Genomic DNA, 22,884 nt, shown 5'->3' on the forward strand with positions numbered 1-22,884 from the left:
CCGAACATCAACTCAGTGTTGAATGCACCGAGTCGCGATACAACGAAATCGGGTGGTAGCACCTGGTGCATCACTGGGCCAGAATTGGTGCTCCCTGAACGCAGGTGCTAGCCCGCTGGCGATTCAGGCATTAGGGATAGATGCATAAGGGGAGTTCGAGTTTTGAGTAATTACCAAGGAATGCGGTGGTTCAAGGCTGACTTTCAAGTACAGACTCCTGAGGACAGCAAAAACTGGGACGATGTGGAGCTCCGTTTGGGCAACCCAAGACGTCCTAGAGTTGATGGCATGCCCTCGTCGGCGGGTATCCAAGAGAAAGCCCAGGTATTCCTGCGGCGGTGCCATGAGCTTGGATTGCAGATCGTCGGCCTGACTGATCACAACTTTTCAGAGCAAACCGATCCCGAAGATTGGTTTTTAACCCACTTGCTCAGGCAGAACAAATCCGTTGCCAAAGCCCTCGGCAAAGATCCGATCGCTTTTTTTCCTGGCTTTGAAGTGGACATCGGTTACCACGTCCTTTGCCTGTTCGAGACCACGAGCAGCGTCGAGGATTTGGTAAGGGCTAACGGTGTGCTCACCAAGCTCGGGCTGCCGTCGCACGAGCGATTTGACCGAGGGGAGCCTCTGCCTCTCCGGCATCGTGGTGGGACTGTCAGCCTTGCTGAGCTGATCGACATAGTCCAGAAAGAGTATGGTGGGTTGGTAATTCCAGCGCATGCTGATCAAAACGACGGTTTGTTTGCCGACGCAGCCAACAGGCTCGATTACCAACATCCCGACCTCATGGCCGTTGAGGTCACCCAGTATCCTCTTAATGCAAAGACCTCAGGTATCTTGGGCGGTAAAAACCCTCATTGGTCGCGACCAGGTCAGCAGCCAGCGTACGTGCGATCCTCGGATGCCAAGTCTCTCAAGACGGATGAGCAGGGCGAACCGAAAGCCAATTCACTTGGCTACCGCCACACCTGGCTGAAATGTTCGAAACCGTCTATCGAGGCGCTGAAGCAGGCATTTTTTGATCCCCTTTCCAGGATATGTCTTGACGACGCGAGGCCAAGTGATTCTGAGCGACATCCAAGAATTAGCTCTATAAGCATCTCCAATACCCGGTACCTGAAAGACCAGCGGATCTGTTTCTCTCCCAATCTGAATACTGTGATCGGAGCGCGGGGCTCAGGTAAGTCCACCATCCTTGAACTGCTCCGGATGATGTTTGCGCGCGCGCAGGGCGAATCTCTCTCAGAGAAGACGGTGGCGAAGGCCAGTCGCGCCCGGCAAACACTCCTTGAAAATGCGGAAATTCAAGTCGAGTGGGAGGGCGTTCCAGGCCAAGTAGATGTCCTGTCGTACTCGCCCGGAAAGGGAGTGTCTCTGATCCAAGGCCAAGCCCATGATCTTGCGACCTACCTGCGGCAGATCCCAGTACAGTTCTACAGCCAGCAGCAGTTGAGTGACCTCACGGCGCCGAACGGTCAGCCACAGTTGCTGAGAATGCTTGATGAAGCCTGCATTGATGATTTGAACAAGCTGGCTGGCGAAGAGCGTATTTTGATCGCGGAGATCAAGCGGCTCTTCGCGGCGCGGGATCAAGCCAAGGCGATCACCGATCAGATCGTCTCCCTGACTCAGGAGATGGGTGAGCTTGAGCGTCAATGGCAGGCGCGCAAAGACGTCCAGGAGGAGGCCGCCGCCTACCAGCAAGCTCAGCGAGCAAAGCGCTTCCTCCAGGAGAAACGTGATCGGGTGGATAGTGATGCCGGGATCCTTAGATCTTCTCTTGATGCCTTGGACTCCGTGGAAGGTAACTCAACCGTCGTCGCCGATGTCTGGCCCCATGCCGAATGGATTACAGGTCATGCGAGACAGGCGGACGCGCTACGGCAGCGTTTCAAGGAGAAGCTTTCGGCGGTGCTGAATGAGATGCTCGCAGAGACCGAGACGCTGTTTGATCAAAATGTTGAGCGGCATGAGGTGATCCAGACGCTCGATGCCGCGCGCACGGCGTTCGTAAAGGCCTGTGATGAAAAGGGAATCCAGCCGCAGGATGTTAGCCGCCTTCAGGAGCTTGACCGTAGCAAGCAGGCCAAGCAGTCAGCGTTGGATGAAAAGAACCGCGAATTTAATGCCTTGGATGGTACAGAGGTTTCTCTGGAACAGTCATTGGCCCGGCTGTTCTCCTTATGGGCAGAACAGGCGGCGTGCCGCACTGCAGCGGCTTCTGAGCTTACTCAAAAGACCGGTGGGGCCATAAAGGTTTCGATAAGGCCTATGGCTTATCGGGAGCATTTTGAGAAGCTTTGGGTGACCATTGAACCTGATAGACGCACTCGTATAGGTAGAGAATGGTTGCTGATAGGCCAGGCGTTGCTGAACAGCTTTTCCGAAGCTGCAGAGAGGCATCCTTCGCCTTGGGAGCACATCGAGTTTGTATTGACTCACCCAGAGAAGGGGCCAGAGGTCTTGCGTCAATTCCAAGGTGAAATTGGGGACTATCTCTTCAAGCAAACCGATACTTGGCGGGATTTTCGTTTAAGCCGCATTCCCGATGTCGTCGACATCGAGCTTTACCGTGCTGACCAGACCTTGGTCGGTAACCTGGAAGGCGGACAGCTTTCGGAAGGCCAGCGGAACACCGCTATTCTTCACATGTTGTTGGTGAAGGGTGATGGCCCAATCGTGATTGATCAGCCTGAAGATGAGGTCGATGCGAGCTTTATTTACAGGGAGCTTGTGCCTCTTTTGCGCCAAGCTAAGCAAACACGCCAGGTGATCCTCGCAACCCACAATGCGAACCTCCCTGTTAACGCTGATGCTGAACTCGTGGTTGCGCTTGAATCACGCCAAGGGAAAGGGTGTATTCTTGCGCAGGGAGGTCTCGACAAAAAGGACGCATCGCATGCGGTGCTTGAGATCATGGAAGGGTCTGAGGAGGCGTTCCGTCGCAGGCGCCAGAAATACCATTACTGAGGTGACAGTTTTCGCACTGACTGGCGTCTAGCAAGCGCCGCATCGGCGCCGGCACGCATGTCCAGTCGCTCAGTGGCGAGCCAGATGACGTCGATGTGGATCATTGCTTAAGGCTGCGCATGCAGCTGTGCTTGAGGTCATGCATCCAAGAGAGATGGCTAGGGAAAGATCACGTGGTCGAGGTCAAGCTCCCTGCAAACTCCTCTGAGGCGGTCGCCTTGCTCCTTACCCCAGACTGGCTCAATGCTGAAGCCGTAGGCGATTTTTCCACTGACATGGTTGATCAGCCCCTGGACTGACTGAAAACCCCGACTCTCCGCATGGGCCATGGCATCAATCGTAGGGTGGGACAGGTAGTAAAGGTGATCGCTGACGTACTTCTTGTACGATTTCGGAAGCCGGGGTTTTTTCCCGTCAACCAGCAGGCCCAAAACGATCTTGCGAGTGCCTGGCGTAACGATCTTGGTCTTGGCTTTGTTGAGCCAAAACCCTTCATCAACTAAGCGATTGTTGATTGCCTTGATGTGCTGTGTCGCTTGTGACCGGTCAAATTCTGCTCTTGACGAGAACACTAGATCGTCAGCGTATCGAGAGTACGTTAAGTCATTCTCAGACGCGAAGTATTGAAGGCTTTCATCCAGAGACCGCATCACCAGGTTCGCGATTCTGGGGGAAGAGGCGGCACCCTGGGGGAGGTGGCCAATGCGAGTGTCGCCGGTATAAGGAAGTCCTTCGGGAGGCGTCTTGTTTTTGTATCTTCGATCAGGATTGCCGCTGACTCTTAAGCGCGTGCACAGCCTGGCCAGCTCGAAAGCCACAAGCGGTTGATACCCTAGCGACTTGAACAGCTCGTATACCTGCGGCTCCAAGATGGACTCAAAAAAATTGGTCAGATCGAGCTTGATCAGCCAGCGTGCGCCGCAATGCAGCGCTGCCGCATCCAATACCCCATGGCGATTATCGTAGGCATAGCTGGCTTCGTGGGGCTCAATGCGAGACAGGATGTGGTTATTGATCCATCTCTGCACCCGAAGCAAATCCTCGCAGGGCGCACAGATGTACCTGAATCGATCTGGGCTATGGCCCACATTAGGTTTTTTGAGCCTGAAGACCTTGTACGCCTCTTCCTCGTTTTCCCGGCTGACCGTTTCATGCAAAAAGGGGTACGTGGTGCCGATCAGATGAGAGAGGTGATTCAGGCTGAAGATCGGCGGACAGCCGTGCTTCATCTGCTTCGCTGTGTCGATAGCGTTCTGCAGGGTCGCCTCAGACACGCCTTCCTGGCGGCCTGCTTTGAGATAGCGCTGAGGGCTCCAGCGATTCATCTACCTTTAGATTCCGCCCTGGCGGAGGGAGCCTTCTGATCGCCAGACATCGCCAGCGAGTAAAGGAAGGTTCCCACCTCCGGTAGGCGTGAGATCGTTCCAACGGCAAGCATAATTTGCTCCCTTATCGTCCCGCACAACGCACGGGATACTAGATTCCGCTACTGCGGAGCCCTCAGCTGCTGCGGATAATACGAAGCGAAAGGGTCGTCGGCTACAAAAAGTTTCCGCCCTTCGCGGCGCAGGGTGCGGATGGTTTTTTGCCCTGCTGCTGTCAGCGCCCCTGTGTCGGTTAGCCAACCTCTTTTCTGAGCAAGGTATTTAGCGCTGAGGAGTGAGTCGAGTGATAGCGGCAGAACGCGTCGTAGCTCAGCAATCCGCCGTTTCCCTTGGGAATAGGCGAGTAGCACGATCATGGCTGACTTGGTCTCATCGGGTGCTCTCTGGAAACGGAGTGACCTGGATATCTCGCTGAGCTGCAGGGCCTCCAAGGCCTTCTTGGTGACGCTACCCATCTTGATTTCGGTCGACTGCCAAAGGTTGTCGGTTACGCGTTTGGGAAAGAGCGGGGCCCATCGTCTGTTACCTGTGTTTTTCTCCGAGACGAAGATGGCGGGCATGTTGTTGGGCGCTCCATGCTCAAAGGCGAGCAGGGCTGCGGTTCTTTCGAAGCCCAGGGGAGTTGAGCTATGAGCCCCGTAGGTTTCACATAGCTCAACCATTTCATCCAGTTCTTCATCGAAACTGTTAAAGAGCGTAGGGCACTCGGTCACAACCCGGACGTCTGGAGCGAACCGGTGCTTCTGGACTCTAGTGATACCCTGCTGAGTTCCGCTGTAAGCGAGTACCCAGAATTTCACGAACTTAAACGAATGCCAGCTTCTGATTGAGGCCACGTTCCACATCGCGTCAAGCATGTCGAAAGCCCGTTTCCCACTACCGATGAAATCAGTAAAAATCACGAAGTTACGTACCTTCGACTTTCTTACATTTTCCGCTGTGGGTTGAAGTAAAAAGCGGTTAGGATTTGAACGGCATACCGTATTACCAATGAATGCCACAACTCCTTCGCTGCCCACATCCTGTGTTGTGTATGTCAAAGATTGAACAGCCTGCATCGCAGCGCCATATGCTCTGAAGTGTCTCTTCTTCGGCTTGGACTTGGACTCTGATTTTAAAGTCAGCTGTTGCTTGTAAACAGGGGGAGGTAGTGTAGCCCGTGTTTTCTGAAGCTCGCGCTCAACAAACAGTGCTGAAGGCTGTTTGAGTGGGAGCTCAGTTTTAATTAGCTTGGTTAGGCTGTTTTTGAACTCATTGAGAGGGCAGTAGTTGATCGAATCCAGCAAAGTTTCGGCCAGTTGACGGTCGGAGGGGTTGGAGAACTGGCTTAGCCAAAGCTGTGTCTTCTCTTGTTCCTTCAATGGCTGCACGGCGTTAGTTCCTTTTTATTGCTTGGCTGGTTCATCTGTGATCTTGGGAATCTAGGTTTTTCCAGAGTGGTGCATCCGCTTGGCAGGGCATTTTTGGTCAGGGGGAGTGTCCCGCAAGGGGTACCTAGGACAGCATAATGAGGTCGGTTGGTTTGCCGAGTCCAGTGGCGAGCTTCGGCAGGTAGAATGTGAAGGGGGGGGCTGGACTGGCTGCGGTGCCATTATCCTTTTGACTAATGGCCACGGTTCGGATTGACATCAGCCAAACGCCGGGTCTCATGGCGATGGCCCGATGTAAAGGAGGTGAGCATCATGGAGTTCGCAGAGCCGCTTCGCCATCACGCGGAGCAGGTATTTGGGTGCAAAGTAAAGGCAGCGGTGTGGATGATGCATCCAAGAGCTGCGTTTGAAGGCCGCAGTGCACTGGATTACGCCCAGAGCGACTTAACCTATCAGCGTGTCATAGATGAGCTAGAACGAATCAAGCATGGGTTCGCATGCTGATTTGATCGCCAAGTGAAGGATTGTGCTCGTACGTTTCACCAGTAGCACTCGGCCCTCAGTGCGATCATGAAGCAAGCCAAGCTATTGAGGTGGTTGGCCCTCGACTTGGGGGTTGGCCTGCTTGAATCTTGCGATCACGGGCCGACAGGTCTCTGCCGACATTTGTCCACAGATACCGTTGTCAGTCTTCACTTGTCCATGGGGGCGGTGGCACTGGGCGTGAGTATCAGAGTGACGCAAAGCTATTTTGTCCTGATCAACCTCTCGCCCAGCCTTAAAAATTAAGCTGCCTAGAGGACGCCGGTATTTACCCCACACTTATTGATCCCGACCGCCCTCACCACCTGGCATCAAGTTTTCTTGCAGTTACCCGCCAGGCGAAAATGCTGATTAACCGCATCTGCTTCACTAACGAAAGACACGCGATTTTTTTCTGACACAGCATCATATGAAGGGCAATCCGGGCGGTGGTAAACCAAGGTTTTCCGGTTGCCAATAATGGCGACATTGACTGATTTTTTGTTTGTCCCAGCTTGAACTGGCGTAGCGTTGGTCTCTACCTGGCGGGTTGTGGTTGACGTCGAGCCTTTGCCTCCTTTGCTGAGGTCGGCATTCAGAAAAATGGGTGCATGATCAGATACGCTGGTACGACCCTGAGCATGGGTCAGACCCAAATGTTTTGGATAGTCGAACACCTGCACCGAATTGATCTTGATCGTCGAGTCCTTGCTGACAAAAATATTGTCGTAGAGGTTGGCGAATTTTCCGTCCGTGGTAGAGAGGGTGGACGCACCATTCAATACCAGTGGTCTCGCACTTGAGTCCAAACTATCCCAGGCGGGGGAAGTGGGTGGGGTATTGAAATCACCCATCAGCATAATCTGGCTGTTGCCCGGGTATGTTTCTTTCAGCCACGACCAATAGTTAGAGAGTGCTACTATCTCTGAGGCACGGTCAGCTTGGCTTTTGCCATACAGGATGTGGACAGTGGCAACAACGAAATACGAATTGTCAGCGAGGGATTTGAATCGAGCAGAGTAGGGCTCTCGTTCAAATGTATCCTTGCGATCGAGGTAGGTCACAGCGCCGTCCTCATAGGCGATAGCCTCATTCTTCCACACGAAGCCGTACATTTCTTTGTAAGTGGATCGGCCCACAGCGTGTGATGCCATGAAGCTCCATTGCTTGCCGGTTTGGCTGGTCAGCTCCTTCGCTAATGCGGCAAGAGCGTCTTCACTCATCAATTCCTGGACGGCAAGAAAATCGACCTTCTTCGCAACCTTCGCTATTGCGACAAAATCCTTCGTGTCCCGAATACTGAGATGTTCGAGGTTCCAGGTTCCGATGTTAGTGGCCGCGAAGGCATTCGTGCAGCAAAGAAAAAGAAAAACGGAGATGTGGCGGAAAAACTTAAGCATTTTAAACTCTATGGCGAATTTGGTAATCATGAACTTTTGATGGCGTCAATCGTCTTCATCATCTGGCGAAGCTGCTTGCTAAGTTCACTGTTACGAAACTGAAGATCGGCGTTCTCAGCTTTCAGGTGCTCAATGGTGCTTACGAGACTTCTATGGCTATCGACCATCTGATTGCCAATGGCCGCAGTGAGCGCCTCAGAGAGGCGAAGATTGGTCAGGCGTTCGATCTCAGATGTTTGAGAGCGAAGCTCGTTCCGTATGACCTCCTTCGTGCGCTTTATTCTTGGGTTGTATTTGGTGGCTGAAATGCTTGTCCACAGTTCTTCAAGCTCAGCGTTCTTTTGAACGATCAACTCACTGAGTTCAGGTTGACGGCGTTTGTTCAGTAAGCTGTCATGGACACCACTGTCTTTGGCAATGTTGCGAGCTACGATTCTCCTGTCTTTAATACTGAGATTTTCGCCTGCCTCCATAGATGCTTTAATGCGATCAAACGCCTTACATACATTCAGGTAAAGGTTGCGCTTCGTTTCCGAAGTCACCCAGGAAGGTTCTTCGGGAGCATCAGTAGTGTTGGAGTATTGCCCAAGGCTGAATTTCATACTGTCACCTTCTCTTCCAAACGGCGCTCGATTTTCCGAACGACTTCACCGCTCATATTGCCGAGTGCCTTTAGAGGATGGTTCTCCGCAATAAATTGATGTGAGATTGCTGTGCGCTCAAGCTCCCGTTTTTGCAGGCTATTGTTCATGCTGTGGGGGCATCCAGCGCAGACTTCCGGCATGCTGCGTTGATCTACGTTCGGCGTGCCGGTTTTAGGATCATGGCACTTCGCGATGTGCTGCTCATTGGCACGCAATGCGCAATAGCCCCATTCAAATGCGGTGAACCGCTCGAATTCATTTGCCAACGCACTTAGGCGGTCATCGAATTCATCTCCTGTGAGTACGGAGATTTCCGCCATTTCTTTATCAATGCGCTTGGCCGCTGGGCCATAGAAGCGATCGTCAAGTTTGCCATGTGCAATCCGGCCCATAATCTCTTTGGCGTAGTCGCGCTCCAGGCTGATCCGAACTGACTCGCTCAGTTTCTCGCGAGTATAGCGCCGCGTGTGGAATGAGCCGTATGAATGGCGGAAATGTTCGCGGATTTTCTCCATGACATTCCCATCAAATCGACGCAGTGCAAATTCTGCGAACGTATGACGGGCTTGGTGAGGTGACACCTCACTATGAAGTTTTCCTGCTTCAGGGTATTTGTCTACGACATGAGTCTTATAGAACGACTTGAACCAACCCCTCAAAGCGAACAGGCCATAACCTGCATCTGCCAACCATTGCTCGTCGCTGAGCGTTCCAACTCCACGGGCAACATGAAAGGCTTCTGATCTGTAAGCCCTGTGCAATAATGGTAAGTTGAATTTATCCGTATCCACTGCGGACAAGTTTTTCATGAGTGTTGCTGCTTCTGCGGCAAGTCCGTGTAGAGATCTTGGATGCGCGAGGCCTGATTCTGTTTTGTAGTTCTCTGAGGTAAACCACCAAGAGCCGTCTGGTTCTTGCTCGTAATCTGCAAGTCGCATTCCATTGATTTCAGAAATACGAAAGCCGCTCAATAGCGTGATGACGGTCAGCGCGGCCTTGGTAAGTTCACCACAAAAATCACTGAGTGCGCCTTGATTTTTCCATGGCAAAGATTCGAAGTGCCCTGTGGTTGCTGCATCGATTGCGGTTCCGAGTTCTACCGCAGACGACGCCCAGCCTCGTTCAAATCGGGACAGTACATAGTCTGGTGCCTGCATCCTTCGATATAAGGCGAGACGATCCTTTTCGCCGAACCAGCTTTTTATCTTCGTCTTTTCCTTGCGCCACTGAGTAAAAAATATAGTCGCAATTTTTGCTTCATCGGATTCAATCTGTGTGATTGCTTCGGCGAGCATCAACGAAGCGCAAGTCATAGGTATTGAACCGTAATTTCCGCCTTTACTCCACTCGGCGTAGTCTACTTCCAGTTCTTTGAGTAACGGCTCCATTGTGCTTTTTTTGAAGGGCACGGTCATCCGATGGACGACACCGTCCACGAGTTTCCCGGAGTGGAGCATGGTATAAGTACGTTCGAGAATTTTGCAGAACATTGTCATTGTTGAGACGCCGAGAATGAGACCTCCGTCCTCATTTTTCTCCTTCTTTATCATAAAGGAGCGAAGCATTTGCTGAATCTCAAGCCTCGATAGCGACTGTAGTGCTCGATCCGAAAAGTGAACCTCCCAGTACTCGCAAAGCTCACGTAAGTATGCAATTTCCTGGCGCGCACTTGAAAGGCTACTCACAACAATTCGACCTTTGTCGTCTGCGTAGCCCCGTGATATATCTCCTTTCAAGAAACACATCTGTGCATACAGTCTTTTTTGTATGGAGCATTTCCAGGAAAAATTGACAATGTAAAAAATTCCCGTGATTGGATCCTGAATCTGAAAGGACTCATCACCATACTGATTGGCTATTTTTTGGGGTTCCGCTAACATGGTAAACAGCGCGGACTGGGTTGCGTTATTTTGCATCGCGTGTTTACCTTATGACAGGAGTGGGGAAGGTGTAGTTTTTAAGTATGTCCTTTCCCTGAACAATGGTTTTTTGGTCAAATTTCTCAAGCGCGTCCTCTACATACGCTGCTTGCATTGCAATTGAAAAAGCTTTTAATTCATCTTCAACGGAAAAGTTCTTTAGCTGGTTAATGCACTCATTTCGGTAACTCATAAGCAGGGCGGCTGTAATGCCATTGGTAATGATGAACGTTTTACTGTCTTTCTCAAGCTGTCCGAATGGGGAAATGGTGAAGCCTGCCATTTGAGCGGACAACAGCAATTCGTCAAACTCTTCCATTTCATTCGCATCAGATTTTGCCTTAGACCAACCGAGCATCTGTTTTAGTTCGGTCACGCTAATCATTACTTCATCACGAATGGCCGCTTGAACTTTGCGCGCGTCCTGCACCATAAGATGACCGACCTCAGATGCAAATAATGCCCTTTTTTTCAAGCGATACTTGGTTTCGCTTGCGTGCATATAAACGACTTCTTTTACGCCTGGTGAGTGCGCAGTCGCATCGGCCCCTACAACCTCTTGTGAATACTTTTCAAATGCCTCATTGCCTGGGTTGCCACCGTCGGTATCTAAGATGGCGCGCGATTGGGCAATCGCGGTAACACTGATTGTTTGACGTTTTGCGGGGCTTGGATTTTGGCCCGTGATGCCAATTGCTGCATTTTCATACCGTCGCTTTTTATTGTCCCAGATGGGGCGATTATTTATAGCAACACGACGAATGATATCTGCGAGAGTTTCAATTTCGTTATCTGCATTATAGATCGCGTGGTATTGCAGTGTGTTCTGAAAAGCGGCCATTACCAAAGGCCTGTATACCACGCTGTCAATTCCCTGGATGTTGCTCGTAACGGGAAGATCAAAAAGCAAATCTCCTGTTTCAGGAAAACGCTTGTAGAAACTCATTTTCAGATTGTCAAAATCAACGTAGGCGCGGTATTGCAGAGACTTTGAGCGGTGCATCGGTACTTCGCGAATTGGGGTCTCGCTTCGGTTTTTAATGAAGATGGGGGATGCAACGCTTGGCGTAATTCGAAGATCCCCTTGTCGCATATCCAAGATGCCGGACAATTGAACCCTGTCAGTAGCCAGCAACCACGAAAACGCCACCTCTTCACAGGGGGTGTGCTTTATAAGGTACAGGTAATCGATATTATGGAAGTATAGTTTGTGGTCACTGTTTTCTGGGTAGATGTCTAACGCCCCGGAGTCACGAAGGCCGGCCTTAATCAGACGGTTTGCCTCATTGATTGTTAAAGGCGATGCCTTTTCGATCTGAGCGTAAGCAAAGTCAGTACTGTTATGTAAGAGTCGTTCTTTTAGGCGCAGATTGTCGCTTTTGAGTATGGCCCCTGCGAGTGCTTTGTATGCAGTGCTGCGATCAGTCTGGCTTGTGCTATATTTAAGTTTTTCGTAATCTCCGTCGCACTTTTCAAGAAGGTTAGTGACTTGTTGCATTACGCCGTCATCACTGAGGAGTTCTAAGCGCTGCTCATTCATCTCCTTGAGAAATTCACAGCAAAAACGTATAGTCGACCTCACAATCTTCAATTCGTCTTTTTCGGGCTGGTCGGTAATTTGCCCTAAACTCGGAGTTGCCTGACCCGACCGATTGGAAGCGGAAGGGATGTATACCATGGCCTCTCGAACGGCTGCGGCAGCATCGGCAAGTGCAGGGTTCTCGTACGCCGCGTTAAGAAAACTCTCGAATGTCGTTCGATATACCGACATGTAAACGCAAATGCTATTAAGTTTAGCTTTCTTTTCAGTGCGTAGATAACGTGTGAAATCTTCCATAAATGCCGCTGGTAGTGCCCGCGCGCCTGGATACTCGGTGATTGCCCAATTTGCGAGAGCATTAAATCTCAAAATTCTACTATATGCATCGAGTAGCGAATTTTTTTTACATTCGGTGCTGTTGAAGTATCTCAATAGGGAGCGGAAAATTGGGCAATTATGAAATTGCTCTGGTATCTCTACGCGGCGCTGTTCGACTTTCTTACCCTTGGCACTTTGCATCGCAACGATGGCATACGTATCTGACGGACTGAAGTTGTGAACAGGATTGGGGGCAAGCGTCGATAAGCTTGCAGGGGTGTCCGTAACAGTCTCAGTAGTATCAGTCATCATGATCATCGTTTAGCGCACGCCTAATTTTTTCACGACGTTGAAGTTTTCCATCGAAAATTACATATTCTTTGGTAGTAGCTTCATCCTCATGCCCCATTTGTTCGGGAACATATTGCCACGGGTCATATCCGTGTTTGTAGCAGAAATCAACAAGGTTCGTGGCGTAGGTGTGCCGTAGTGCATGAAAGGTCAGCTTGAGGAAGCTGGGCTTCGTCACAAAATGCAAGTATGGATCTTTCGCGTGAAGTTCATCCAGTACATCGTCTATATTTGCGGACGCAGCGACGCGTGCTGATTTGAAAATATTAGTGGCGTGCCCGGAGAACAGGGCTTTTCCATTTCGCGTGCAAATTAGCGGGCCATCGGCAATATCCTTCCGCCTTCCTTCCAGAAAGTGTTTGATTTTTTTAAAGGCCTTGGGTGGAATGTCAACTTTCCGAAGCTTCTCGCCTTTCCCAATGATTGGTACCGTTATTGTTTGGTCACCGGCCTTCTCGGCTTGAGCAATGCGTTTTCTCAAGTCACTCGTTTGTAGATTTCTAGAGTCGGTCACTTCGGCACTACGTAGGCCGCAGTAATAACCAATGTGGAGCACTAGCTCGTCCCGTTCTTTTTCGAATGCGGACTGGGCTTTGATGCAGCCCAGGAGTCTTTCGAAGATGCCTTTTTCGACGTACTTGTTGTAGAGGTCAAAGTTGACCCTTTTCTTCCCGTCACCCTGTTTCTTCTGTTCGTCGGAAATGAAGTGGTAGGAGAAGGATGCTGGAGCGTCAAGCATGCCGAGCTGCCAGGCGTGCGCGTAGAACAACCTAAGCGTGGTGATATGGCGCTCGATCGACTTGTCGGAACACAACCTAGCCACCTTCAGATGGCCATACAGATAGCCTGACATGTCTACGTTTGTGAGCAGCTTCCAGTCTTGATCGTGGGCTTGTAGCGCCTCGAAGAAGCTTCGTAGGTCATGTGCGCAGGAGCGGATGGAATTCGGCAGCTGGCCTTCTTGAGCGAGGTGTATCAGGAAGAGCGTGGGGGCGGGGACGATGCTCTGTTCTGTGAGCGGGCCGTCTTCGAGGATTGCGTAGGTGCTGAGGGGGCTACCTGACCAGTTGATCTCCCTCACATATTTGACTTTCACCGTTTCGCTTCCCTACCTCGTGAAGCACCATTTGCTTCTTATAGTCAAGCTAATCAGTAGGTTATGTCGCTGTCAATGCACCCGGTGAAAGATTGTCAACGTTTCCTGAAAAATGGGACTCTCTCGGATAAACCTCGCCAATGCTGGGCACCAGGTTGTGCAGGTCGGCCTCGGCGCGTTTGTACACCTCATCCTGTTGCGAGCATTGTTTGCGCCCTCCGGCCTGCCAGCACTGGCGCTGGTGGCCAATGTGCCAGGCCGGCACGATGTGCTCCCATTCGATGCGCGAAGCCCGTTGCGCATTCTTGCGCGGGGCATAACCGCAAGAGGCAAGGTCGACCTTGTTGCCTTTATATTTGCAGCCGCAATAAAACTCCGTCGACTGGGGCGCGTACAGCTTCCAGGCGACTTTCTTGGCCTCCTGGAAGGTGCGCGGGGCATCGGCTTGGGCAAGCGGGGTGGCCAACAGCAGGCAGATTGCAGCGAAAAGCGAAACTCTCATGCGCGGTCAGTCTTCCTTGGGCACGGTCCAGAAAATCTGCACGCCACCGTCGTCGCGATGGGCGAGTGTGACGTTGTCGTTTTCGGCGATTTCCTCAAGCAGGGTTTCCCAGTCGTCCGGGGATTCCTGCTCCAGGCGGAAGATCAGCGCGGCGCGGTTGCGCTGGGCGGATTGGCTGTTGATGATCTTCTGGATACGGACACCCAGTTGTTCATAGCTGCTCGGCGTTGCTGAGGAGGTGCTGGCCACAGGCATTTCCTTGTTTTTGCTGTATGTGCATACAGTATTTCACTGTAAGTAAATTCGCAACTGCCTGTGAGGCGAAAGAGTGTGTGACTGAGGAGAAGGATTGATACCATTCAGCCCATCACCCCTCCGCCATCATTCGCGCGCGCTGTGCATGGCCACAGCAGCGACGCCTTGGGCGTGGCCCGCAACGGGTCAGGCGCAAGTTTCAGGAAGCTTCACATGTACCCACTCCCTTTGCATCGACCTGCCCACTTGCGCACAGGCCTGGCCCTGTTGCTGACCGGTAGCATGAGCCCCTTGAGCCATGCCGGCAGCGAGGCAACCGATGTGCTGATCACCGACCCTGTGGTGGTCACCGGCGCCTATGCGCCAACCGGTAGTTTCGACTTGCCTTTTTCGATCGATACCGTCGACCTTTCACAGGGCAATGACGGCCAGTTGGGCGTCAACTTGTCGGAAGTGCTGACCAAGGTGCCTGGCCTGGTGGTGCAGAACCGGCAGAACTACGCGCAAGACCTGCAGGTGTCTTCGCGGGGTTACGGCGCACGCTCGGCCTTCGGCATTCGTGGCCTGAAGCTGCTCAGCGACGGCATTCCGGCCAGTACCCCGGACGGGCAGGGGCAGGCGGCCTCGCTGAACCTGGATGTGGCCGACCGTATCGAAGTACTGCGTGGCCCGGCCGCGACCCTTTACGGGAGCAACGCCGGCGGCGTCATCCAGATGTTCAGCCGGGACGGGCAGGGGCCTGCCAGGGTCGGGGCCGAAACCACCTTCGGCAGCGACGGTTTCAACAAGAATCACCTGTCGGCCGAGGGCGGTAACGAGACGGCCGGCTTTGTGCTCGATGCCTCGCGCATGGACACCGACGGTTACCGTGACCACAGCGCTGCCCGCCGCGACCAGACCTTCGCCAAGGTGCACGTCAGGCCAGACGCCGATTCACGCCTGGCACTGATCTACAGCAGCCTTGAGCAAAACAACACGCAAGACCCGTTGGGGCAGACCTGGAGCGCTTACCAGCACGACCCGCGCTCCACCGCGACAGTGGCTGAAACCTACAACACCCGCAAAAGCATCGACCACCAGCAGTTGGGCATGAACTACGAGCGCTATTTTGGCGATGCCACGTTGCAGTTCAATCTCTATGCGGGGCAGCGCAGCGTCATTCAGTACCTGTCCATCCCCAAGACGGTGGCCTCCAACAACCAGCGTGGCGGTGGGGTCGTCGACTTCGACCGTGAGTTCCACGGTGGCACCTTGCGCTGGATACAACCGGTTACCGCCGCACCCGGCAACCTGACCGTCACGGTGGGCGCGGACTACGACCAGAGCAAGGATGACCGCCGCGGCTACCAGAATTTCAGCGGCGACACGCTAGGCGTCAAAGGCGAGTTGCGCCGTGACGAGCAAGACACCGCCACCAGCCTGGACCCATACATCCAGGCGCATTGGGAAATCGGCGACTGGACCACCCAGCTCGGCGTGCGCCACAGCACCATGCAAATGCGCGTCGATGACCACTACCTGGCCAATGGCGACGCCAGTGGCAAGAAGAAATATCAGCAGAACACGCCATCGCTGTCAGTGATGTACGCGTTCACTGCCGACTTGCGTGGTTACGTGAGTGTCGGCAAGGGTTTCGAGACCCCGACCCAGGCCGAGATGGCTTACGCGCCCGGCCTGGTCGAAAGCTTCAATTTCGGGCTCAAGCCTGCCACCAGTACCCAGTATGAACTGGGCGTGAAATACCGGCTCGGTGAGCGCACCCGGATCAACGCAGCGGTCTACGAAATCCACACCGATGATGAAATCGTCGTGGACCGCTCCACCGAAGGCCGCACTAGCTATCGAAACGCTGGGCGAACCTTGCGCCGCGGTTTCGAGGCGAGCCTGCACAGTGACCTGAGCGATCAGTGGCAAACCACCGTGGTCTACACCCGCACCGATGCCCGCTATGCCGAAGATTTTGCCCAAGGCACGCAGACTATCGACAGCGGTAACCGGCTGCCTGGGGTACCGCTGAACAACCTGTATGGCGAGCTGGTATGGAAGCCTGCGACGTTCGTCAGCATGGGGGTTGAAGGGCAATACCGCAGCAAAGTGTATGTGGAGGACAGCAACAACGCCAAGCCGGCGCCTGCCTATGCCGTGTTCAACTGGCGAACGCGCTTTGAGCAGCACGTCGGGCCTTGGACGTTTCATCAGCTGATCCGCTTGGATAACCTGCTTGACCGGCAGTACGTGGGGTCGGTGATCGTGGGCGACAGCAACTCGCGTTACTACGAAGCTGCGCCTGGGCGCTCGTGGTATGCCGGGGCAGGGTTGGAGTATCAGTTCCGCTGATGTGATGCGGTGCTATATCCGCTGAGGGTTCAGGCGAAGCGTTCGAACCGATAAGGGCTTGGATCGATCAGCGGTGGCGCTTGCGAAACCAGGTCTGCGGCCAGTTGGCCGGCAGCCGGCGAGGTGCCGAAGCCATGGCCGGAAAAGCCGGTGGCCAGGGTCAGGCCGGGTAGGGCCGGCACCGGCCCGATGACCGGGTTGGAGTCGGGGGTGACGTCGATGGTGCCGGCCCAGGCTGCGGCGATCTGTGCCTGCTCGAAGACCGGCCAGGCCGCCTTGAGGTTACGCAGGGCTTCGTCATTGAGAGCGGTGTTGGCCTGCGGGTCCTGAACCCTGACGCGTTCGAAGGGCGTGACTTGCGAGGCCTTCCAGTGCCGGGCCAGGGCCAGGTCCTTGAAGAAATACTTGCCGAAACTGATGCGCAAAAAATCACGTTGCGCCCGCAATTGCGGCAGGTAGCGCCTGCCCAGCAGCACATGGTCCCAGGTCAGGAACGCATCGAGCGCGCCGCGTTGGGTGATGATGTAGCCGCCATCCTTGTGTTTGCGAAACGAAAAGTCCGGTGCGCCCACGGCGATGTCGGTCGGGCCTTGCAGCGGGTGGGTACGCAGCACGGAACAGGTCAGCGGCAAGGTTGGCAGGTCGATATCGAGGTTGCCGAGAAACTTGCGTGACCACATGCCCCCGGCCAGCAGCACCTGCTCGCAGCGGATCTCGCCTTGTTCGGTGACCACGCCGCTGACCCTGCCGGCGGCGGTGACCAATGTGCGCACGGCGCAGTTTTCCACGATCACTGCGCCTTTGGCGATCGCCGCCCGGGCAATGGCGCTGGCTGCCAGGGTTGGCTCCGCGCGGGCGTCGGAGGCGGTGTAGATGCCCCCGGCCCATTCGGCACGGCCACCGGGCACCCGGTTGGCAATCTCTTTGCTGCTGAGCAGGCGAGAGTCCAGGCCAAGGTGCTCGATGCTCTTCAGCCAGCTCTCGTGCATGCCCATTTGCGTGTCGTTACGGCCAATGAACATGATACCGGCTTGCCGGTAGCCGACATCGCAGCCAACCCGTTCTGGCATCTTCGCCCACAGCCGATCGGCGGCCAGGGCCAGCGGAATGTCGTGCGCATGGCGGTTGGTCTTGCGCACCCAGCCAAGGTTGCGCGACGACTGCTCGCCCGCCAGGCGGCCCTTCTCCAGCACCACCACCGGGATGTTGCGCTCGGCCAGGGTCAGGGCTGCGGTCAGGCCGATGATGCCAGCGCCGATGATCACCACGCTGGTGGCCTGAGGGTGGGTGGTACTGGTGTGCACAGGATCGATGACGGGGGACATGGCTTCACTCGGCGGCAGTGTGAACAGAACGTGGCGGGTTCAAGGCGGGCAGGTCACTGGCCCAGCCGGATCAACGAGACCTGCGCGCGGGAGGCACCCCGGTACGCCGTCACTTCCAGCTCGACCTTGTACACGGTCGACCCCAGCGGCGGGCAGGTGACGGTGGTGGCCGGGTCGACGCCCCTGAATTTCTCGCCGATCACGTCCATGACCTTGGGAACATCGTTTGGGTCCTGGATGAACACGCGCGAGCTGATCACATCGCCCAGCCCAGCGTCGACGGCCGCCAGCGCGGCTTCGATGTTGGCGAACACCTGATGAGTCTGTTCGATCACGTCTTCGGGGATGATCTGGGTCTGCGGGTTGCGGCCGGCAGTGTTGGACACGTAGATCCAGTTGTCTACCGCCACCAGGCGGGAGTAGCTGGCCATGTCTTCGAATTTGGAGCCGGTTTTCAGTTTGGTGATGTGCGTCATGGGGGAGCCTTTTGAGGTGAGGAGGGTCAGCTGAGGACGGGTTTTTCCCAGAGGTTGAGCTTTACGCCGATGCCTTTCTCGACAGCGTTGCGGTACACCACGGTGCCCCAGGCGACGTCTTCCACGGGCATGCCGCCCACCGACATGATGATGATTTCATCGTCGTTCAGACGCCCTGGCGCATCACCGCTGATGATCTTGCCGATGTCTTCGACCTGCGCGGCGTCGAGCGTGCCTTCGGCGATCATGTCCATGAAGCGCACGCCTACCAGCGGCACATGGTTGTGCGCAGGCTTGGGCAGTTCGTCGAACCACGCTTCGTACAGCCCGGTGTTGTCCACCACCTTGCGCACGTCCGAACGCTCCATGCCTGCATCGATGCTGCAGGGGGCGGGCATCGCCAGAAACGCGCCGGGCTTGACCCATTCGCGGCGTACCAGCGGGTAGGTGCTGGGGTCGCCGACTTCGCCCGAGCTGCAATAGCTGACCAGGTCGGCATCACGCACCACCTCTTCCAGGGTTTGCACGACCTGGATGCGCGTGATCTGCGGGAAGGTGGCCTTGACCCAGGCCACGAACTCATCGAGGTTCTTCTGGCCACGGCCTTTGATCTTGATCGTGTCGATCAGCGGGCACACGGCCATGAACGCGGCGACCGTGGTCTTGCCCATCACACCTGGCCCGGCCAGGCCGATGACCTTGGCGTCCTTGCGGGCCAGGTGGCGCGCGCCAACACCGGGGATGGCGCCGGTGCGGTACGCCGACAGCAGGTTGGCCGACATGTGCGCCAGGGGCGCGCCAGTGTCGGCGTCGTTGAGGGTGAACATCAGGATGGAGCGCGGCAGGCCCTTTTCCCGGTTGGCGATGTTCGAGCCATACCATTTGGCGCCTGCGGTGCGGAAGCTGCCGCCCAGGTAGGCGGGCATGGCCATCATGCGACGGTCTGCGGTGGGCTTGGGCATGTGCGGGAAGGGCGACTGTTCGGGGAACGTGATCATCGCGCCGTGGGAATCGTTGTTCGGGCCGGCCATGCGGTAGTCGCCCTGGTAGAGCAGGTTGAACATCGCTTCCATGGTGTCGACACAAGCGGGCATGTCGGTCACGCCGGCGCGGATCATGTCCTGCTCGGACAAGTAGATGAAGTCAATTCGGGTATCGAGGGTCATGGCGGGTCTCGCAGGGCGGCCGTTGTCAGGGACGACGGCGTCATCGGGTTTTGTTGTTGTGGGCTGGCGCTAACACGTGCGGCCAGTTTCGCTAACGGCTGGCAGGGCGTCTTGTGCCTGCGTGCCAGCCGTTTTGACCTGCCGTGCCATCGGCGTATTGGCAAGACGGTGACTGCCATCAGGGCCTAGAAGGGCACCGCGATGGTCAGCTGGCTGTAGACGTTGGTGCCGTTGCCACCCACCTGGTTGCCGCCGTTGCTTTCGCCCTTGCGTGGCTGATACAGGCCGACCAGCGGGCTGATGACCAGGTGCTCGTTGACCGCCCATTCCAGGTACAGGTCGAGCTCCCTGGCATCGAGGTTGAGGCTGTCGCGGGTGCGCACGGTATCGAAGTCGAAATACAGCGCACCGACCGTGAGGTTTTCCAGCGGGGTAGCCTTCACGCCAACATGGTGAATGCCGGTGTTGCTGTTGAACGGGCCGGCGTAGTTGGCGGCGACCTCACCCTGGAACCAGGTGCCATAGCCACTGGACAGGCCACTGAACAGCGAATCCCAGCCTGCCGAGTAGCGCGTGTAACGGTAGGTCACCTGGGGTGCCCAGGGCAGGTCGGCGAAGGTGTAGCCGGCCTGCAGGTACCAGGCTTTTTCCGGGCCGCCTTGCTTGTCTTGCCACGCGTATTCGAAGGCGAAGCTGGCGTTGTCGATGCCGGCGCTGCCTTCGCCCCGCAAGCTGTAGACATCCATGCCCTCACGCGCCTTCTGGAAGGCGCTGGCCCATTGGTCGGTCACGTCGATGCCGTGCACCCAGGTCAGCCCCAAGGTGCCCAGGGCATGGGTGTAGTCCAGCGTGCCTGCGGCCAGTTCGGTCTCGGCCTGTGCGCGGTTGTCGGACTTGAGCCACAGCAGGCTGCCATGCAGGCCATCCTGCCCGCCCAGGCGCAGCACGGCGGTGCGGTCGAAGGCATGGCGCGCCGCCAGGTAGTAGGCACCGCCGCGGTCCAGGGTGCCATCCGCCACGCCGTTGCCCAGGTTGGGCCCGTCGTCGTTGATCAAGAAGCCACTACCCAGGCGCACCACCTGGCGCCCTGCGGAGATATCCACGCCATCCTTGCCCAGCCAGGGCAGCAGATCGCCCGAACGCCAGCCCAGGTAGGCGTCTTCGATCTTGGTGGTGCGTTCGGAGCCATCGGTATTGCCTGCGGCATCGCCATCGCCCCAGGTGGCGGAACTGACCCAGTTCAAGGCGCCATAAAGGCTGCCGTTGCCGGCCAGGCCCTGATCGCCGCTAACGCCATACTTGATGAAGCCCTCGCGCCAGGTCGAGCCACCGGGGGTGCCGTCATAGTTCTTGCGGCTGTTGAACATGCCCCACACCGCGAGCATGTCGGCATTCAAGTGGCTGTCGTCGTCGGCGTAAAGCTCGTAGGCCGGCGCGGCCTGGCTGGCCAGTAAGGTGGCCAAGGCCAGGGCGGACAGCCGTTGCGGTTTGAACATTGCACTTCCCTCGATTGTTCTCGGCACCTTGCAAGGCGGCCTTTGTTTTTCGGGGGCACCCGTGTGGGGACGAGGCGCCGTCGCGGTTGGCTGCGACGGCCTATTAGCGCGTGGATGGCAGGGTGGGGTCTTGTTCGTGGCTGCCAAGGCGTTTGCACGCCTTGGCCAGGCCTGTTCGATTGGCCTATTCAGTAACGGATCATCACCGACTTGAGCTCGGTGAAGTCATCGATGAACGCCGAGCCGAACTCGCGGCCGATGCCGGACGCCTTGATACCGCCAAACGGCACGGCCGGGTCGAGCAGGGTGTGCATGTTGACCCACAAGGTGCCGGCCTGGATTTCCGGCACCAGGCGCATGGCCTTGCCCAGGTCGTTGGTCCATAGGCTGGCGCTCAGGCCATAAGGCGTCGCGTTCATCAGGTGCAGCAGTTCGTCTTCGTCGTCGTAAGGCAGGAAGGTCGCCACCGGGCCGAAGGTTTCCTGGTTCAGCAAGGTGTCGCTGGCGGCCTTGGCAAGGATCACCGTCGGTTCGACGAAGCAGCCCGGGCCCTCGCCAATCTGCCCGCCATGGATGATCTGGCTGCCCTCGGCGCGCGCGGTGGCGAACAGCTCGGCCAATTTCTGCTGGTGCGGCTTGTTGGCCACTGGGCCGAACTGGGTGGCCTCATCCAGGGGGGAGCCGACCTTCAGCTGGCTCAGGCGCTGGGACAGCGCATCGAGCAGCGGGTCGATGCGCGAGCGGTGGACGAAGAAGCGCTCACCCGCTGCGCAGATTTGCCCTGAGTGCAGGAAGCCTGCCTCGATGATGCCATCGACGGCCTTGTCGAGCGCCACGTCAGGCAGGAATGCCACTGAGTTCTTGCCACCCAGCTCCAGAGTCGCCCGGGTCAGCTTGGCGCCCATGGCGGCCTGGCCGACGGCGATGCCGGTAGGCACCGAGCCTGTGAACGAGACCTTGTCGGTGCCGGGGTGCTCGATCAATGCCTTGCCCACCAGGCCGCCACCGGTCAGCACGTTGAGCGCGCCCGGCGGCAGGCCGGCCTGGCTGGCCAGTTCGGCGATGCGCAGCAGCGTCAGGGGCGTGAACTCGCTGGGCTTGAGGACGATACTGCAGCCGGTGGTCAGGGCCGACGCGAGTTTCCAGATGGCGATCATGGTGGCGAAGTTCCACGGCACGATGCCCACGACCACGCCGATCGGTTCGCGCAGGGTGAATGCACTGTAGCGCTCACCGGCGAACGAGGGCAGGGACGGGGTGATGGTCTGGCCGGTGATCTTGGTGGCCCAGCCTGCGTAATAGCGCAAGAAGTGCGCGGCCTGCTCGACTTCGAAAGCGCGCGAGATACCGATCAGCTTGCCCGACTGCAAGGTTTCGAGCTGGGCCAGTTCTTCGCGGTTGGCTTCCAGCAGGTCGGCCAGTTTGAACAGCACGGCGGCGCGGGCGGCGGGGCTGGTGCGCGACCACGTGGTGAAGCCCTGGCGGGCCGAGCTCACGGCATGCTCCACATCGGCCTGGTTGGCGTCGGCGATGCGGGCGATGGTTTCGCCATCGGCCGGGTTGACCACCGCAAGGGTCGCAGACGATTGGCTGGCCAGGTGTTGGCCGTGAATGAACACGCCATGTTGTCGGGCCATGAATGCGGTGACCGCGGGAATAAGGGTAATGTCGCTCATGCAGGCTCCTGAGGCAGAGACGCGGCCCGGCAGGCCGCCAAAGCGTCGAGCATAGTGAGCGTGCACGGTGTTGATCTTGCATCTCCCTGACGCCGGCATGACGCTGCCTGCCAGGCGTGATGGCATTGGCAGGCAG

16 protein-coding genes and 1 pseudogene are annotated in these 22,884 nt (G+C 56.2%); 3 read left to right on the forward strand and 14 right to left on the reverse strand.

Annotation, left to right across the window (positions count from 1 at the left end):
- Positions 1–162: 162 nt before the first annotated feature.
- On the forward strand, positions 163–2,970 hold the full coding sequence (locus LJX93_RS09705; protein ID WP_227697088.1) for a TrlF family AAA-like ATPase: 2,808 nt from the start codon (positions 163–165) through the stop codon (positions 2,968–2,970).
- 158 nt (positions 2,971–3,128) lie between these two features.
- Here the strand turns inward: LJX93_RS09705 and LJX93_RS09710 are convergent, their stop codons facing one another.
- Together LJX93_RS09710 and LJX93_RS09715 are read right to left on the reverse strand one after the other, a co-directional pair.
- On the reverse strand, positions 3,129–4,295 hold the full coding sequence (locus LJX93_RS09710) for a reverse transcriptase family protein (protein WP_227697089.1): 1,167 nt from the start codon (positions 4,293–4,295) through the stop codon (positions 3,129–3,131).
- Positions 4,296–4,456: 161 nt separating this feature from the next.
- Positions 4,457–5,725 carry a hypothetical protein gene (locus LJX93_RS09715; protein ID WP_227697090.1) on the reverse strand — a complete coding sequence of 423 codons (1,269 nt, stop codon included), beginning with the start codon at positions 5,723–5,725 and terminating at the stop codon, positions 4,457–4,459.
- 387 nt (positions 5,726–6,112) lie between these two features.
- Between LJX93_RS09715 and LJX93_RS27290 the strand changes: the two genes are divergently transcribed.
- A complete protein-coding gene (locus LJX93_RS27290) occupies positions 6,113–6,229 on the forward strand; it encodes an MbcA/ParS/Xre antitoxin family protein (protein WP_265106055.1) in 117 nt (38 codons plus the stop codon).
- Between the two features lie 350 nt (positions 6,230–6,579).
- Here the strand turns inward: LJX93_RS27290 and LJX93_RS09725 are convergent, their stop codons facing one another.
- From LJX93_RS09725 to LJX93_RS09755, 7 genes and pseudogenes are all read right to left on the reverse strand, one after another.
- A complete protein-coding gene (locus tag LJX93_RS09725; RefSeq protein ID WP_227697092.1) occupies positions 6,580–7,647 on the reverse strand; it encodes an endonuclease/exonuclease/phosphatase family protein in 1,068 nt (355 codons plus the stop codon).
- A 26-nt stretch (positions 7,648–7,673) separates the two neighbouring features.
- The gene (locus LJX93_RS09730; protein ID WP_227697093.1) at positions 7,674–8,249 is read right to left on the reverse strand and encodes a hypothetical protein; all 576 of its coding nucleotides are present in this window, start codon (positions 8,247–8,249) and stop codon (positions 7,674–7,676) included.
- Complete coding sequence (locus LJX93_RS09735; RefSeq protein WP_227697095.1) at positions 8,246–10,207, reverse strand: hypothetical protein; 1,962 nt, start codon at positions 10,205–10,207, stop codon at positions 8,246–8,248. The genes LJX93_RS09730 and LJX93_RS09735 overlap by 4 nt, the downstream gene beginning before the upstream one ends.
- 7 nt (positions 10,208–10,214) lie before the next feature.
- Positions 10,215–12,377, reverse strand: a complete 2,163-nt coding sequence (locus tag LJX93_RS09740; RefSeq protein WP_227697097.1) for a hypothetical protein — start codon at positions 12,375–12,377, stop codon at positions 10,215–10,217.
- Entirely contained in the window at positions 12,370–13,515 is a 1,146-nt protein-coding gene (locus tag LJX93_RS09745) for a tyrosine-type recombinase/integrase (protein WP_227697098.1), read from the reverse strand. The genes LJX93_RS09740 and LJX93_RS09745 overlap by 8 nt, the downstream gene beginning before the upstream one ends.
- Positions 13,516–13,624: 109 nt before the next feature.
- Positions 13,625–14,017: pseudogene (locus LJX93_RS09750) on the reverse strand (endonuclease); the annotation flags it as partial.
- Positions 14,018–14,023: 6 nt separating this feature from the next.
- Complete coding sequence (locus tag LJX93_RS09755) at positions 14,024–14,266, reverse strand: DUF1654 domain-containing protein (protein ID WP_033696884.1); 243 nt, start codon at positions 14,264–14,266, stop codon at positions 14,024–14,026.
- 219 nt (positions 14,267–14,485) lie between these two features.
- On the opposite strand from LJX93_RS09755, the gene LJX93_RS09760 reads away from it, so the two are divergent.
- A complete protein-coding gene (locus LJX93_RS09760; protein WP_371856421.1) occupies positions 14,486–16,609 on the forward strand; it encodes a TonB-dependent receptor family protein in 2,124 nt (707 codons plus the stop codon).
- A gap of 29 nt (positions 16,610–16,638) precedes the next feature.
- Here the strand turns inward: LJX93_RS09760 and LJX93_RS09765 are convergent, their stop codons facing one another.
- The 5 genes from LJX93_RS09765 to LJX93_RS09785 all read right to left on the reverse strand — a co-directional run bounded on the left by LJX93_RS09765 (position 16,639) and on the right by LJX93_RS09785 (position 22,748).
- Positions 16,639–17,934 (reverse strand): NAD(P)/FAD-dependent oxidoreductase, encoded by a 1,296-nt coding sequence (locus tag LJX93_RS09765; protein WP_047581940.1) that lies wholly within the window; start codon positions 17,932–17,934, stop codon positions 16,639–16,641.
- 53 nt (positions 17,935–17,987) lie between these two features.
- On the reverse strand, positions 17,988–18,410 hold the full coding sequence (locus tag LJX93_RS09770; RefSeq protein ID WP_227697099.1) for a RidA family protein: 423 nt from the start codon (positions 18,408–18,410) through the stop codon (positions 17,988–17,990).
- Between the two features lie 26 nt (positions 18,411–18,436).
- Complete coding sequence (locus LJX93_RS09775) at positions 18,437–19,576, reverse strand: tyramine oxidase subunit B (RefSeq protein WP_033696889.1); 1,140 nt, start codon at positions 19,574–19,576, stop codon at positions 18,437–18,439.
- 185 nt (positions 19,577–19,761) lie between these two features.
- A complete protein-coding gene (locus tag LJX93_RS09780) occupies positions 19,762–21,072 on the reverse strand; it encodes a hypothetical protein (RefSeq protein WP_033696891.1) in 1,311 nt (436 codons plus the stop codon).
- A 188-nt stretch (positions 21,073–21,260) separates the two neighbouring features.
- A complete protein-coding gene (locus LJX93_RS09785; protein ID WP_095064272.1) occupies positions 21,261–22,748 on the reverse strand; it encodes an aldehyde dehydrogenase family protein in 1,488 nt (495 codons plus the stop codon).
- Positions 22,749–22,884: the final 136 nt, after the last annotated feature.

The organism is Pseudomonas sp. HN2-3, assembly GCF_020691745.1.
Classification (GTDB): domain Bacteria; phylum Pseudomonadota; class Gammaproteobacteria; order Pseudomonadales; family Pseudomonadaceae; genus Aquipseudomonas; species Aquipseudomonas capeferrum.

Excerpts from the sequence above, each read along its gene's own strand:
- LJX93_RS09760 (WP_371856421.1), top strand. The coding sequence starts at position 14,486 with ATGTACCCACTCCCTTTGCATCGACCTGCCCACTTGCGCACAGGCCTG.
- LJX93_RS09710 (WP_227697089.1), bottom strand. The coding sequence starts at position 4,295 with ATGAATCGCTGGAGCCCTCAGCGCTATCTCAAAGCAGGCCGCCAGGAA.
- LJX93_RS09770 (WP_227697099.1), bottom strand. The coding sequence starts at position 18,410 with ATGACGCACATCACCAAACTGAAAACCGGCTCCAAATTCGAAGACATG.
- LJX93_RS09735 (WP_227697095.1), bottom strand. The coding sequence starts at position 10,207 with ATGCAAAATAACGCAACCCAGTCCGCGCTGTTTACCATGTTAGCGGAA.
- LJX93_RS27290 (WP_265106055.1), top strand. The coding sequence starts at position 6,113 with ATGCATCCAAGAGCTGCGTTTGAAGGCCGCAGTGCACTGGATTACGCC.
- LJX93_RS09785 (WP_095064272.1), bottom strand. The coding sequence starts at position 22,748 with ATGAGCGACATTACCCTTATTCCCGCGGTCACCGCATTCATGGCCCGA.
- LJX93_RS09730 (WP_227697093.1), bottom strand. The coding sequence starts at position 8,249 with ATGAAATTCAGCCTTGGGCAATACTCCAACACTACTGATGCTCCCGAA.
- LJX93_RS09775 (WP_033696889.1), bottom strand. The coding sequence starts at position 19,576 with ATGACCCTCGATACCCGAATTGACTTCATCTACTTGTCCGAGCAGGAC.
- LJX93_RS09740 (WP_227697097.1), bottom strand. The coding sequence starts at position 12,377 with ATGACTGATACTACTGAGACTGTTACGGACACCCCTGCAAGCTTATCG.
- LJX93_RS09780 (WP_033696891.1), bottom strand. The coding sequence starts at position 21,072 with ATGTTCAAACCGCAACGGCTGTCCGCCCTGGCCTTGGCCACCTTACTG.
- LJX93_RS09765 (WP_047581940.1), bottom strand. The coding sequence starts at position 17,934 with ATGTCCCCCGTCATCGATCCTGTGCACACCAGTACCACCCACCCTCAG.
- LJX93_RS09725 (WP_227697092.1), bottom strand. The coding sequence starts at position 7,647 with ATGCTTAAGTTTTTCCGCCACATCTCCGTTTTTCTTTTTCTTTGCTGC.